This is a genomic window from Marinobacterium iners DSM 11526 (assembly GCF_900107855.1).
Classification (GTDB): domain Bacteria; phylum Pseudomonadota; class Gammaproteobacteria; order Pseudomonadales; family Balneatricaceae; genus Marinobacterium; species Marinobacterium iners.
Genome location: NZ_FNRJ01000003.1, coordinates 98,307 through 112,799, shown reverse-complemented (window position 1 = coordinate 112,799; position 14,493 = coordinate 98,307). Strand labels below are relative to the sequence as shown.

The following is a 14,493-nucleotide window of genomic DNA, read 5'->3' as shown; positions in this document are numbered from 1 at the left end:
GGTATCCGGATTGAATGGTTCCTGTTACTGATTGCAGCCGACTCTAAACCCGCGATGGCGGATTGTCTATGACAGCACGGGTGAGCATGGCAATATTCGGTGTCCGTGGCCGATATATGGTATTTTTGCCGCTGCATCGAGATCTGTTGAGTGTAAGGAAAACCGGATTGAGTGAAAAGCGACCCCCCACAGTGCCTTCTCTGACAACCCAGCTGGCCAGTATTGCCCGCGAGGGTGGGCTGATCCTGCTGGCTGGAGCCTGTCTGTTTTTATTGCTGGCACTGATTGGATATGACCCGCGCGACCCAGGATGGTCGCATCTGGCTTACCAGCCAGAGGTAAAGAATTTTACCGGAACTGCAGGCGCCTGGATGGCTGATGGCATGATTTCCGCTTTTGGCGTAGGCGCCTATCTGTTACCGCTGCTGGTGTTGTGGCCAGCCTGGCGCTATCTGCGCCAGGTCCGCGTGGGTATTATGGAAACCTTGCCATTCCTGATGCTGCGCAGCCTGGGGGCCGCTATCTTCCTGCTAGCCCTGTGCACACTGTCATCCATCCATCTTTCCAACGACAGCCTGCATTACCCGTTTACGGTGGGCGGCTTGCTGGGCGAGGCCACTTCTGACTGGGCTGTCAGCTGGTTCAGCGTTACCGGAAGCTCAATTCTGTTCTGGACTCTGATGCTGCTGGGCCTGACCTTGTTTCTGGAGTTCTCGTGGCAGGAGCTGCTCGAACTGCTTGGTGGCGCTCTTCTGCGGATGGTTGACCAGTTGCGCGGACGGCTGCCCCTTACGACTGCAGACGAACCCGCCATTGCAAATAACGCGTTTGCGAGAGCAGCTGATTCACCTGACGTGGCACCTCGTGTTTCACGACCGGTCAGCCCAGCCCCAGCCATGCATGAACGCATTGAACCACGCATGGAACCATCCATTGCGGAAAATACTGTCATTCCGTCTTCAGAAGAGTCTACGACTGCTGCGAAAGCGGCCATGGCCAAAACAAGTGCAGCCGCTGGAGCGGTTGCAGAAGCGGCAAAACGCAGCCTCAAGATTGTGCCGCTGTCTGAAACTCACCAGCCGATGGCGGATGAGCCTGACAGCGAGCCGACCCCGGTCAAACGCAAACAGTTACCCAGACTGCCATCTCTTGATCTGCTTGACCCGCCAGAGCTGCAGCAGCAGCAGGGCTACAGCGAAGATGAGCTGGAGCAGATGTCACGCCTGCTGGAAAGTAAGCTGAAAGACTTTGGCGTAGTCGTTGAAGTGGTTGAAGTCAATCCGGGCCCGGTCATCACACGCTTTGAGCTTCAGCCAGCCCCCGGAGTGAAGGCCAGCAAAATCAGTAACCTGTCGCGTGACCTTGCCCGATCCATGGCCGTCATGAGTGTGCGAGTGGTTGAGGTCATTCCGGGCAAATCCGTTGTTGGGGTGGAAATTCCAAACGAGGTCCGTCAAACCGTGCACCTGAGCGAGGTTTTGAACGCCAGGCCTTATCTGGAAGCCTCCTCACGCCTGACGCTGGCACTGGGCAACGATATTGCAGGCAATCCGGTGGTAGCCAACCTTGCCAAGATGCCACACCTGCTGGTGGCCGGTACGACAGGTTCGGGCAAATCAGTGGGCGTCAACGCCATGCTGCTGAGTCTGTTGCTGAAGGCAACGCCGGAGGAAGTGCGGCTGATTCTGGTTGACCCCAAAATGCTGGAGTTGTCGGTCTACGAGGGCGTCCCACATTTGCTGACTCCCGTCATTACCGATATGAAAGAGGCCGCCGGTGGTTTGCGCTGGTGTGTCGCCGAGATGGAGCGACGCTACCGCCTGATGGCCAAAATGGGTGTGCGCAATATTGCCGGTTTCAACGACAAGGTCATTCAAGCGCAGGAAGCAGGGAAGCCGATCCCGGACCCGCTATGGAATCCGCAGGAATACGGCCTGCCCGATGATGAGCCAGCCCCAACGCTGGAAACGCTGCCCTATATTGTGGTGGTGATTGATGAATTTGCCGACATGATGATGATGGTGGGCAAAAAGGTCGAAGAGTTGATTGCCCGTATTGCACAAAAGGCGAGGGCGGCCGGCATACATTTGATTCTTGCCACGCAACGCCCCTCCGTGGATGTGATCACTGGTCTGATCAAGGCCAATATTCCGACCCGTATCGCCTTCCAGGTGTCATCGAAGATCGACTCGCGCACCATCCTTGATCAGGGCGGGGCCGAGAGTCTGCTGGGTTATGGGGACATGCTCTACGTGCCGGCCGGCACCAGCATTCCGAACCGTGTACATGGCGCCTTCGTCAGCGATGACGAGGTCCATCGAGTGGTTGAGCAGTGGAAGCTGTTGGGAGAGCCGAACTACATTGACGTGAATCTGTCAGATGGGTCAGCAGGAGATGGCGGCAGCGGTGGTGATCTGTTTGATGACGAACAGGACCCACTTTACGACGAGGCGGTAGCGTTCGTGACCGAGTCCCGCAAGGCGTCCATCTCCAGCGTACAGCGCAAGCTCAAAATCGGTTACAACCGCGCTGCACGCATGATCGAAACCATGGAAGCAGCGGGGGTTGTTTCCGAGGCGGGCAGTAATGGTCAGCGCGAAGTGCTGGCACCGCCACCACCGAGGAACTGAGATGCTGAAAAAACTGATGGCTACACTGGCGCTGGGTATAGGCACCGCCTTTGCAGGCCCGGCCGACGATCTGCAACAGCGCCTGTCCGGGTATGAATCGGCACGAGCCGAGTTCAGCCAGTTTGCGCTCAGCAGTGACGGTGACCGAGCCGAGGAATCGGTTGGCTATTTTTACGTGGCCCGTCCGGACCGTTTCCGCTGGGTAACAGAACAGCCATTCGTGCAGGAGATCGTCAGTGATGGGGAGTCGATCTGGATACATGATCCAGACCTGGACCAGGTGACTCGCAGACCCTCCGGTTCACATGGCAACAGCGCCCCTGCGCTGATTCTGAATGGCCAGATCAGCGAACTGCAAAAACAGTTCAGTATCAGTCGCATCGATGAAAACGAACAGGGCATCTCCCTGTTTGAATTACGGCCGTTGAACCCTGAAGGCAACACATTCGCCCGTATACGGCTATTGTTTGAACAGGAGCGCCTGACAGAACTGTCCATGGAGGACAGCCTGGGCCAACGCAGCATGCTGGTTTTGCATGACCTGGAATACAACCCGGAACTGCCGCAGGACATTTTTGAGTTCAGCCTGCCGCCAGGCGCTGACCTGATTGAAGATCCGGGCTTCTGATGCAGGACCTGTTCAGCAACCAGGCCACCGGCTATCAGCCTCTGGCCGCCCGCATGCGACCGCACACACTGGAGCACTATGCTGGTCAGAGTCACCTGCTCGCAGCGGGTAAACCATTACGCCAGGCACTGGATCAAGGGCTGATCCACTCCATGATTCTGTGGGGGCCGCCGGGGGTCGGTAAAACCACCTTGGCACAACTGGTCGCACACAAGGTCGATGCCCATTTCATCACCCTGTCGGCCGTACTGTCAGGCGTGAAAGAGATTCGCCAGGCGGTAGAAGAAGCACGTCAGGTAAAGGCGCAGAGCGGTCGCAAGACCATCCTGTTCGTGGATGAGGTACACCGTTTCAACAAATCACAACAGGATGCCTTTCTGCCCTATGTGGAAGATGGCACTTTGATCTTTATCGGTGCAACCACCGAAAACCCGTCCTTCGAGCTGAATAATGCTCTTTTGTCCCGGGCGCGCGTTTACCTGCTGCGGGCATTGCAGCCCGATGAGCTGATGCAGGTTGTCCATCATGCCTTGAGCGATGTCCAGCAAGGGCTGGGTTCGCTGCAGTTGAAGGTTGAACCTGACCTGCTGCAGCGACTGATTACAGCGGCTGACGGTGATGCTCGCAGCGCACTCAATCTGCTTGAGATCGCTGCTGATCTGGCACAGCCGCAAGCTGACGGCACCCACCTCGTAACGGAAGCAGTACTGCATGAAGTACTACAGGCGGGAGGGCGCCGCTTTGACAAGGGCGGAGATCACTTCTACGACATGATTTCTGCCTTTCACAAGTCGGTGCGTGGCTCTTCACCGGACGGGGCGCTTTACTGGTATTGCCGTATGCTGGATGGCGGCGCTGATCCGCTCTATGTCGCGCGCCGGTTGGTGGCAATTGCATCGGAAGATATCGGCAATGCCGATCCCCGTGCCATGCAGGTGGCGTTATCAGCTTGGGACGCGTTTGAGCGCGTGGGTCCTGCCGAAGGTGAACGGGCGATAGCACAGGCTGCGATCTACTGTGCCTGCGCACCCAAAAGCAACGCAGTGTACAAGGCATTCAACCAGTGTCTGATGCAGGTAAGAGGCGAAGGCTCTCATCCAGTGCCGGATCATCTGCGCAATGCGCCCACCAGTCTGATGAAGTCGCTCGGGTACGGTGATGAATACCGCTATGCCCATGATGAGCCGGATGCATATGCGGCAGGGGAGAACTATCTGCCGGAGGCCTTGGCTCATCAACGTTGGTATGAGCCCGAACCACGTGGGCTGGAAATCAAAATCCGTGAAAAACTGCAACGCCTTCGTGAACAGGACCAGCGCAGCCCACGGCGACGTTATCCAAGGAGCTCAGGATGATACATCTGTTCGCTGTAGCGCTGGGAGGAGCACTGGGTGCGGTGGCGCGTTACTGGGTCAGTGGCTGGCTCAATAACGCTGAGCATCCCATACCGGTCGGTACGCTGAGCGTAAACGTACTGGGCTCTTTCTTGATGGGTGTATGCTTTGTACTGATCCTTGAAAAGGCTCGCCTGTCGCCAGAACTTCGGCCTCTGGTGATGGTTGGATTTTTGGGTGCCTTTACCACTTTCTCGACCTTTTCTCTGGAAACGGTGGCGATGATCAGCGAGGGGCATATAATGTCGGCCCTGATTTATATATCATTAAGCGTTCTATTGTGCATTGCCGCACTGGGTGCCGGATTGTGGTTGACCCGTCTGTTCTGACAACTCTGTACTGACAACACAAGGTAAGTTTGCTCTCATGCTGGATCCTAAATTTGTACGCGCCAACCCTGAAGCAGTCGCTGAGCTGCTGAAAAAGAAAGGGTTTGAATTCCCGGTTGAGCGCTTTATCGAGCTGGACAATCAGCGCAAAGCCATCCAAACCGAAACCGAAGCGCTGCAGAATGAGCGCAACACTCGCTCCAAGAGCATCGGCAAGGCGAAAGCCTCCGGCGAAGACATCCAGCCCCTGCTGGATGAAGTGCAGAGCCTGGGCCAGCAACTCGACGATGCCAAACAGCGCCTGAATCAGGTGCAGGCTACACTTGATGCATTGTTGCTGGGTGTTCCCAACATTCCGCATGAATCAGTGCCTGCCGGAGCCGATGAAGAGGACAACGTCGAAGTCCGCCGCTGGGGCACTCCGGCAGAGTTCAGTTTTGAGCCTCAGGACCATGTTGCGCTGGGAGAAAAAAACAACGAGCTGGACTTTGAAACTGCCGCCAAAATAACAGGCTCTCGTTTTGCTGTAATGAAAGGCAAGATTGCCCGCCTGCACCGCGCCCTGACCCAATTCATGCTCGACACCCATATTGCCGAGCACGGCTACACCGAAATCTATGTGCCGTATCTGGTCAATGCCGACTCACTGCTCGGAACCGGCCAGCTACCCAAGTTTGAAGAAGACCTGTTCCGCACACCGCTGGGTGATCGAAACTACTACCTGATTCCCACCGCTGAGGTCCCGGTTACCAATACGGTGCGTGACGAGATCATCGACGCGGCCCAGCTGCCACTGCAGTACACCTGCCACACACCCTGTTTCCGTTCCGAGGCAGGCGCTTCTGGTCGTGACACTCGTGGCATGATCCGCCAGCATCAGTTTGACAAGGTTGAGCTGGTACATGTGGTCGAGCCGGCAAAATCCTGGGATGCCCTTGAGGCTCTCACCGGGCACGCTGAGGCCATTCTGCAGAAACTGAGTCTGCCCTACCGGGTTGTCGCCCTCTGTGGCGGCGACCTCGGTTTCAGTGCCGCCAAGACCTACGATATCGAGGTTTGGCTACCGGGGCAGGGCAAGTTCCGCGAGATCTCTTCCTGTTCCAACATGGGTGACTTCCAGGCGCGTCGCATGATGGCACGTTGGCGCAACCCGGAAACCGGCAAACCGGAGCTGGTACATACGCTGAACGGTTCAGGCCTTGCTGTTGGCCGAACACTGGTCGCTGTACTGGAAAACTACCAGACCGAAAGTGGCTCTGTTCGCGTACCGGAGGCACTGCAGCCCTACATGGGCGGCATTACCGAACTGTAAATCTGCTTCGCGCTATCCTAAAGCCCCGCAACTGCGGGGCTTTTTGTTTCCTTGCTCACAATAGACACGGTTTGATCTGACGCAAGCGACCATTCGGGGCTTCCGGTATACTGACGCGCATTGCGATTTGAAGGAGCACCCTGATGAAAACCCGATACGATATTCTGATTGTCGGTGGCGGAATGGTGGGATCGGCACTGGCCTGCGCCCTGGGTAATTCCGGCCTGTCGGTGGCCGTGCTGGAGCGTCAACTACCTGCCGGCTTCGAGCCTTCCCAGCCCCACGATCTGCGCGTGTCCGCCTTGAGTATTGCCTCCGAACGCTTCCTTCAGAATATCGGCGCCTGGGGTGGAATAAAGGACCGGCGCAGCTGCCCCTACCGACGCATGAAAGTGTGGGAGAAAAGCTCAACTGCCGCAGCCACCGAGTTTGATGCCACCGCTATAGGCTACGACCACCTTGGTCATATCGTTGAAAACCGCCTGATCCAGATTGCGCTGCTGGAGCGCCTGAAAGCATTTGACAATATCGATCTGATTTCGCCAGCTCCCACAACGCGGATTGACTATGTTCCCGGTGCAACACTGGTGCAACTGGAGGATGGCCGCGAGTTGGTAGGTCGTTTGGTTGTGGCAGCGGATGGCGGAGACTCAAAGGTACGCAAGGCAGCCGGTATCGGTGTGACCAAGTGGGATTACGAACAGCATGCCTTGGTCGCCGGTGTCACGACCGCCTATGGCCAGCAGGATATCACCTGGCAGCAGTTTACCCCGACCGGGCCGCTGGCCTTCTTACCGTTGAGTGGACACAACGCTTCACTGGTGTGGTACAACACGCCAAACGAGGTCAAACGCCTTCTGGCCTTGCCTGAAGAACAATTCCTGCAGCAATTGCATGCTGTATTTCCGAGCGAGTTGGGCCATATCACCGAGATACAGGGGCGCAGCAGTTTCCCGCTGCGACGTCAGCATGCTCAGCAATATTGCCATGAAGGGGTTGTGCTGGTCGGGGACGCTGCCCATATGATTCATCCGTTGGCCGGGCAGGGCGTCAATATTGGTCTGCTGGATGCAGCTGCACTGGCACAAACGCTGCTTGCAGCGCATCAATGTGGCGAATCCATCAGTGATCTCAGTATGCTTGAGCGTTTCGAGAAACAGCGCCGCCGCCACAACCTGCTGATGATGCAAGTCATGGACGGATTCTATCGCATATTCAGCAATGATATCGGGCCGCTCAAACTGCTTCGGAATGCGGGCTTGGGGCTGGCCGGGCACTTGCCGCCGGCACGTAACCGGGTAATGGAGTTTGCGATGGGGCTCAGAGGAGAGCTACCCGATCTGGCCAGATAGGCGCTCGGTACAGAAACAAAAATGACCGCCCTTGGGCGGTCATTTCATATACAGCGAAGAGGCGGTATCAGGATGCAGCAGAGGCGCTGGCTGCTGAAGCGGCCTTGCGAGCAGCAGGCTTGGCTGCCGGCTTTTCGGCTTCAGTTTTCGGCATGAAGTTGCTGATATCGAACTTGGTCATATCAAACTGGTTCATGTCGAACTTGGGCAAATCGAGTTTGGCCAGGTCGAAGTAGGGCATTTCGCTCAGTGAGCTCAGGCTCTGCTCGAACAGGCTGGATACTTCTTCACGCACTTCATTCAGCGTGGCCAGCTCCTGTTCGGCAACTTCGGTCCACTTCGCTTCCTGCTGCTTGATGAAGCCCATCTGAAGCTCCAGTGCCTGCTTCGGCTCTTTCACTTCAGCCAGTGCCTTAACCTGAGCCAGGCTGGCATTAACGCAATCGGCAAAGTAGCCGGACTGCAGAGCAAAAATTTTCTCAACAGCTTTTTTGTTGATTTCAGCCAGCTCGGTAACGGGCTTCATTTTGTCCTGCATCTCTTTCAACATGTTGTCGTACATAGTCACTTACCTTTAATAACAGTGCAAAGAACCGACTTCAGCGTTTTTGCTGCGGTGCAAAAACTGCATGATAGACATTCAATTCTCACTCTGTCAAACCTGCAGCCAACAAAGTGAATTCTTTTTGATTTGCGTTAATCTGCTGCCAGATCGACGAAATTCAGTATCTTTTAGCAGACAGTAGCAGTGCATGAATACATGCCACGGATGAGTCAATCAAGCGCAGCCAGCAGGTCGGGGATTGTGCAAACGCACAACCCCAACCACCGATTTACTTGCTGCTTTTGGCAGCCATGTCCATCGGCTTCATGAACTTCTGCAGCTCAGCCATGAAGGGAACGTCCTTCAGGTCACCGATTTCGGCAACGCTTTTCTCAACCAGACCGGTAAGTTCTTCCTTGGCTTCAACCAGAGCAGCCATCTCTTTCTCGGCCACGTCTGTCAGTTTGGCTTCGATCTCTTTCAGATACTTGACCTGAAGCTCCAGTGCAGCCTTGGGATCGCGTGACTCAGACAGGGTCTTCATCTGGTTCAGGCTGGCATTAACAAATTCAGACACGTAGGCAGACTGCAAAGCAATCAGCTTCTCGGTGGTCTTTTTGTTGATTTCAGCCATATCCATGACCGGCTTCATTTTGTCTTTCATGTTCTCGTACATAGTAAGTCACCTCTTCAATGACGTTTGCAGCATTCGCTGCGTTTTTGTGCATTGCAACAATGAGTTCACTTTAGTGATCCTGAAGCAGAGTGTCAAGCCTGTTTTGTGCATTGCACAATAATATTTTCGATCAGCCAAAATCGCCTGTATAGACTGGGATTGGGAATGAATCGTCTGTTCTTTTCCAGCACTACAGCCATTCCGACAAGCGTCATGCGGCAGCGCAACAAACAGGCCAGTCAGGTTGAACTGCAATGATGATCCGGAATGGTTACAATGAGGTAAATACGACATGAATTCCGACACAAGGCACTCTATGCATACTGAAATCTGTCATCCCGGGTTCCGCTTTCTACAACACAAGGCGATTGAGTCACTCAATATTGAAGTGGCGGAGTATGAGCACATTACAACTGGGGCGCTGCATTATCACATTGCGTCAGAGCATGATGAGAATGTATTTCTGGTTGCGTTCAGAACCATGCCGGAAGACTCTACCGGTGTGGCACACATTCTGGAGCACACCGCACTCTGTGGCAGTGAGCGCTATCCGGTTCGCGACCCCTTCTTCATGATGACCCGGCGCTCGCTTAATACGTTCATGAATGCTTTCACCAGCAGTGACTGGACGGCTTATCCCTTTGCCAGCCAGAACCGGAAGGATTTCTTCAATCTGCTGGATGTGTATCTGGATGCCACCTTCTTTTCACGACTTGATCCACTGGATTTTGCTCAGGAAGGACATCGTGTCGAGTTCAGCGAAGCAGCCAACCCTGACTCCTCACTGGTGTACAAGGGGGTGGTATACAACGAGATGAAGGGGGCAATGAGCTCACCGGTTTCCACGCTGTGGCAAACGCTGACACGCTACCTGTTTCCCACCACCACCTATCATTACAACAGCGGTGGTGAGCCGGACTGTATTCCGGATCTCAGTTACGAAGAACTGCTGGAGTTCTACCGCAGTCATTACCATCCCAGCAACGCAGTCTTCATGACCTTTGGCAACCTGCCGGTTGAAGAGCTGCAGCAGCGCTTTGAAGAGCAAGCTCTGTCCCGCTTTGAACGCCGTGATGAGACATTGAGCGTAGACAACGAGAAGCGTTATTTCGCCCCTTTGAGAGTTGAAGAAGCGTATGCGCTCGAACAGGACGACCTGACAGCATCTACCCATCATGTCATAGGCTGGCTGCTGCCGCGTTCGATTGAGCTTGATCAGCTGATGCAGGCCCACCTGCTCAGTCGGGTGTTGCTGGACAACTCCAGCTCACCATTACGGGCAGCACTTGAATCGACCGATCTGGGCAGCGCCCCTTCACCGCTGTGCGGACTTGAAGACTCCAACCGCGAGATGAGCTTTATGTGTGGCCTTGAAGGCAGCGAGCCTGAAAAGGCGGCGGCCTTCGAGCAACTGGTGATCGATACGCTTGAAAAGGTTGCAGAAGAGGGCGTACCGCAGGAAACGGTTGAGGCCCAGCTTCATCAGCTGGAGCTGAGTCAGCGTGAAATTACCGGTGACGGCTACCCATTTGGTCTGCAACTAATTCTGTCGACCATGCCGGCGGCCATTCACCAGGGCAACCCGATTGGGGTGCTGGACATTGATCCCGCCCTGGAAAAGCTGCGCGAGCAGATCAAGGATCCAGCGTTCATTCCTGGGCTGGTACGCCGCTGGCTGCTGGACAATCCGCACCGTGTGCGCCTGACACTGCGACCGGATGCCGAACTGGCTGCCCGTCGTGATGCAGCTGAAGCGGCACGGTTGGAACAGATCAAGGCGGGCCTGAGCGAAAGCGATAAACAAGATATTATTGATCGTTCTCAGGCGCTTGAAGCACGCCAACAGCAGGTTGATGATGACAGCATTCTGCCCTGTGTCACCCTTGAGGACGTCCCGGCTGAGCTTAACCTGCCGACTGCCACTGAACTGGCCACCGATCCGCTTAAAACGACCTGGTTTGGTGCCGGTACCAACGGTCTGGTTTACCAGCAGGTGATTCTTGACCTGCCTGAACTGAGTGAGCGTGAACAGTCCCTTATGCCACTGTACACCTACTGCCTGACAGAGCTCGGCTGTGGTGATCGCGACTATCGCGCCAACCAGGCCTACCAGAGCCAAGTGACCGGTGGACTGCATGCTTACACAAGCCTGCGAGGCAGCGTCGATGACGAACAACAGGTCAATGCCTATCTGGTGATGTCCGGCAAGGCCCTTAGCGTTAATAGTGAAAAATTGACTGCTCTAATGGCCGAAACGCTTGCTGATGCGCGTTTTGATGAAACTGCCCGCATCCGTGAAATTGTGGCGCAACAGCGTGCACGCCGTGAGCAGAGCATTACCGGATCAGGCCACAGCCTGGCGATGATGGCCGCAGGGGCCGGTTTCAGCCCGGTAGCCCGACTGTCACACCAGACCCGTGGCCTTGCCGGCGTACGCTTTGTCAAACATCTGGACAAAAGTCTGGCAGAGGAGAATATGCTGACGGCTCTGTCAGCTGAGCTGACGGCGCTGCATGAGCGTATTCGGTCGGCGCCTCGTCGCTTCCTGCTGGTCGGTGAAGAGGAGCATCGTGACAGTCTGCGTCAGCAGCTTGAGCAGTTCTGGATAGGTCAGGCTGACAGTCGAGGTGATTTTGTTGCTCTGTCATTGCCCGAAACCCGCTCGGCGGTTCAGCAGCTATGGCTGACCAGTACCCAGGTCAGTTTCTGTGCCAAGGCCTACCCGACAGTACCAACAGGCCACCCGGACGCAGCAGCACTGACCGTGCTGGGTGACTATTTGCGTAACGGCTACCTTCACCGTGCCATCCGAGAGAAGGGTGGGGCCTATGGGGCAGGCGCCGGGCAGGACAATGGCGATGCCACCTTCCGCTTCTTTTCCTATCGCGATCCGCGCATAGAGGGAACGCTGGACGACTTCGATCAGGCGCTGCAGTGGTTGGCCACCTCTGAGGGGGATCCCCAGCGACTACAGGAGGCGATTCTGGGTGTAGTCAGCTCCATGGATAAGCCCGGCTCCCCAGCCGGAGAAGCCAAATCGACCTACCACAGTAGCTTGTTCGGCCGCACGCCAGAGGTGCGTCAGGCCTTCCGCCAGCGGATTCTGTCGGTCACGCTTGATGACCTCAAGCGCGTGGCATCGACCTGGCTCTCGCCCGAAAAGGCGAGTATGGCTGTTGTGACCAGTCACAAAGCTGCAGATTCACTGCCGGCAGAGTGGGAGAGAATCGAAATCTGAATTCCGCTTGCGGCAGCATCAACATGGCTGCCGTGATACTTACGGACAGACACAAAAAACCCGGGCTTGCCCGGGTTTTTTCTTTTTAGATCTCAATGATCACTTCTTGAAGTCATCCAGGATCTTGTTGAAGGTAGTGCTTGGGCACATCACCTTGAACACGGTATCGAGATTTGCGTGGTAGTAACCATCCAGTTCGGCAGGCTTGCCCTGTACCGCATTCAGCTCGTCCACGATGGTCTGCTCGTTCTGAGTCAGCGCATCAGCCAGCGGCTTGAATTCGGCTGCAAGATCAGCATCCTCAGCCTGAGCGGCCACTTCCTGTGCCCAGTACAGGGCCAGGTAGAAATGGCTGCCACGGTTATCCAGCTCGCCGGCCTTGCGTGAAGGCGACTTACCGTTCTCCAGCAGACGCTCGGTTGCTTTATCGAGTGCGGTTGCCAGTACCTTCGCACGGACATTGCCTTTCTTGATGCCCAGCTCTTCCAGAGAAACGCCCAGTGCCAGGAACTCACCCAGTGAATCCCAACGCAGGTGGTTTTCCTGCATGACCTGCTGAACATGTTTCGGTGCAGAACCGCCGGCACCGGTTTCGTACATGCCGCCGCCAGCCAGCATCGGCACGATGGACAGCATCTTCGCAGATGTACCCAGTTCCATGATCGGGAACAGGTCGGTCAGGTAGTCACGCAGAACGTTACCGGTCACAGAGATAGTGTCCAGACCGCGAATCAGACGTTCCATGGAAACACGGATCGCTTCGTTGTAGGACATAATGGTGATGTCGAGACCTTCTGTGTCGTGCTCTTTCAGGTACTCTTTGACTTTTTTGGTCAGCTCCAGATCGTGCGCACGTTCCTGGTCCAGCCAGAAGATGGCCGGAGTATCGGACTGACGTGAACGGTTGACCGCCAGCTTGACCCAGTCACGGATCGCCGCGTCCTTGGTCTGGCAGGCGCGCCAGATGTCGCCTTTTTCCACTTCGTGCTGCATCAGGACAGTGCCGTCAGCCTTCACGACGCGCATGGTACCATCAGCCTGGATCTCAAAAGTCTTGTCGTGAGAGCCGTACTCTTCGGCTTTCATCGCCATCAATCCCACGTTCGGTACGCTGCCCATGGTAGTGGGATCGAACGCGCCGTTGGTTTTACAGAAGTTGATCATTTCCTGGTAGATGCGCGCATAAGTAGACTCAGGCATAACAGCCTTGGTGTCTTTCTGCTTGCCATCGCGGCCCCACATTTGGCCGGAGTTGCGGATCATGGCCGGCATGGACGCATCAACGATTACGTCGCTCGGGATGTGCAGGTTGGTGATACCTTTAACGGAATCAACCATCGCCATTTCCGGGCGGTGTTCGTAGCAGGCATGGATCGCTTCTTCGATTTCGTCCTGAGTGGACTGGGGCAGAGACTTGATCTTCTCGTAGACGCTGCTCATGCCGTTGTTCGGGTTAACACCCAGTTGCTCGAACAGCTCACCATACTTGTCGAATACTTCACGGTAGAACACACGTACCGCATGGCCGAACACGATCGGGTGAGATACCTTCATCATGGTCGCCTTGACGTGCAGGGACCACATGACACCTGCTTCTTTACAGTCCTGAAGTGTGTCTTCGAAGAAAGCGTCCAGCGCCTTGGCACTCATGAACATGCTGTCCAGAACTTCGCCTTTTTCCAGGCTGAGCTCTTTTTTCAGGACCGGCTGACCGCCATTGGGAACAAACTCGATGCGCACATCGGTTGCCTCAGGCATGGTGACCGACTGTTCGCTGGAGAAGAAGTCACCGCCACGCATGTAATCCGCGTGGGAGCGTGAAGACTTGCTCCATTTACCCATTGAATGCGGGTGCTTGCGGGCGAAAGCCTTGACCGCAGCCGGCGCACGACGGTCAGAGTTGCCCTGACGCAGAACCGGGTTTACAGCGCTGCCGAGAATGCCGGCGTAACGGGACTTGGCTTCTTTTTCTTCGTCGGTCTGCGCGTTCTCAATGTACTCAGGCACGTCGTAGCCCTGCTCCTGCAGCTCTGTGATGGCGGCACGCAGCTGGGGAACGGAAGCACTGATATTCGGCAGTTTGATGATGTTGGCATCAGGGTCTTTGGCCAGATCGCCGAGGAAAGCGAGACCATCTTCGACGCGCTGCTCTTCGGTGAGGCGCTCGGGGAAGGCAGCAAGAATACGGGCAGCCAGGGAGATATCGCTCAGATCAACTTCAATATCGGCAGAAGAAGCGAAGGTGCGAATAATCGGCAGCAGCGAAGCGGTCGCCAGTGCCGGAGCTTCATCAGTTAGGGTATAGATGATTTTTGATTTTGTAGGCATGTTTTTCCCCGAAATGATTTATGGCTGGATTGCCAAGGGCTCGTTCGGGCGATGGATAATCA

The 14,493-nt window shown here is 55.6% G+C and carries 10 protein-coding genes; 7 read left to right on the top strand and 3 right to left on the bottom strand.

All coding sequences use genetic code 11. The features are described 5' to 3' along the window. Positions 1-167: 167 nt before the first annotated feature. The 6 genes from BLV48_RS05180 (at position 168) to BLV48_RS05155 (ending at position 7,645) form a co-directional block, all read left to right on the top strand. Positions 168-2,630, top strand: a complete 2,463-nt coding sequence (locus tag BLV48_RS05180; protein WP_254774969.1) for a DNA translocase FtsK — start codon at positions 168-170, stop codon at positions 2,628-2,630. 1 nt (position 2,631) lies between these two features. Then, positions 2,632-3,258 carry an outer membrane lipoprotein periplasmic chaperone LolA gene (gene lolA / locus BLV48_RS05175; protein WP_242530169.1) on the top strand — a complete coding sequence of 209 codons (627 nt, stop codon included), beginning with the start codon at positions 2,632-2,634 and terminating at the stop codon, positions 3,256-3,258. Then, a complete protein-coding gene (locus tag BLV48_RS05170) occupies positions 3,258-4,613 on the top strand; it encodes a replication-associated recombination protein A (RefSeq protein WP_091824133.1) in 1,356 nt (451 codons plus the stop codon). Before lolA ends, BLV48_RS05170 begins: the two co-directional genes overlap by 1 nt. Continuing rightward, positions 4,610-4,981: a fluoride efflux transporter CrcB gene (gene crcB, locus BLV48_RS05165; RefSeq protein ID WP_091824130.1), complete on the top strand. Its 372-nt coding sequence runs from the start codon at positions 4,610-4,612 to the stop codon at positions 4,979-4,981. The genes BLV48_RS05170 and crcB overlap by 4 nt, the downstream gene beginning before the upstream one ends. A 37-nt stretch (positions 4,982-5,018) precedes the next feature. Next, positions 5,019-6,293 (top strand): serine--tRNA ligase, encoded by a 1,275-nt coding sequence (gene serS / locus BLV48_RS05160; protein ID WP_091824127.1) that lies wholly within the window; start codon positions 5,019-5,021, stop codon positions 6,291-6,293. 143 nt (positions 6,294-6,436) lie between these two features. Further along, positions 6,437-7,645 carry a UbiH/UbiF/VisC/COQ6 family ubiquinone biosynthesis hydroxylase gene (locus tag BLV48_RS05155; protein WP_091824124.1) on the top strand — a complete coding sequence of 403 codons (1,209 nt, stop codon included), beginning with the start codon at positions 6,437-6,439 and terminating at the stop codon, positions 7,643-7,645. Positions 7,646-7,712: 67 nt separating this feature from the next. Here the strand turns inward: BLV48_RS05155 and BLV48_RS05150 are convergent, their stop codons facing one another. Both BLV48_RS05150 and BLV48_RS05145 read right to left on the bottom strand, forming a co-directional pair. Continuing rightward, entirely contained in the window at positions 7,713-8,207 is a 495-nt protein-coding gene (locus tag BLV48_RS05150) for a phasin family protein (RefSeq protein ID WP_091824122.1), read from the bottom strand. 271 nt (positions 8,208-8,478) lie between these two features. Then, the gene (locus BLV48_RS05145) at positions 8,479-8,865 is read right to left on the bottom strand and encodes a phasin family protein (protein ID WP_091824119.1); all 387 of its coding nucleotides are present in this window, start codon (positions 8,863-8,865) and stop codon (positions 8,479-8,481) included. 316 nt (positions 8,866-9,181) lie between these two features. Here BLV48_RS05145 and BLV48_RS05140 point away from each other — a divergent pair, with 316 nt between their 5' ends. Further along, complete coding sequence (locus BLV48_RS05140) at positions 9,182-12,103, top strand: insulinase family protein (RefSeq protein ID WP_091824115.1); 2,922 nt, start codon at positions 9,182-9,184, stop codon at positions 12,101-12,103. A gap of 99 nt (positions 12,104-12,202) precedes the next feature. Here the strand turns inward: BLV48_RS05140 and BLV48_RS05135 are convergent, their stop codons facing one another. Next, the gene (locus BLV48_RS05135; RefSeq protein ID WP_091824112.1) at positions 12,203-14,431 is read right to left on the bottom strand and encodes an NADP-dependent isocitrate dehydrogenase; all 2,229 of its coding nucleotides are present in this window, start codon (positions 14,429-14,431) and stop codon (positions 12,203-12,205) included. Between the last annotated feature and the right edge of the window lie 62 nt (positions 14,432-14,493).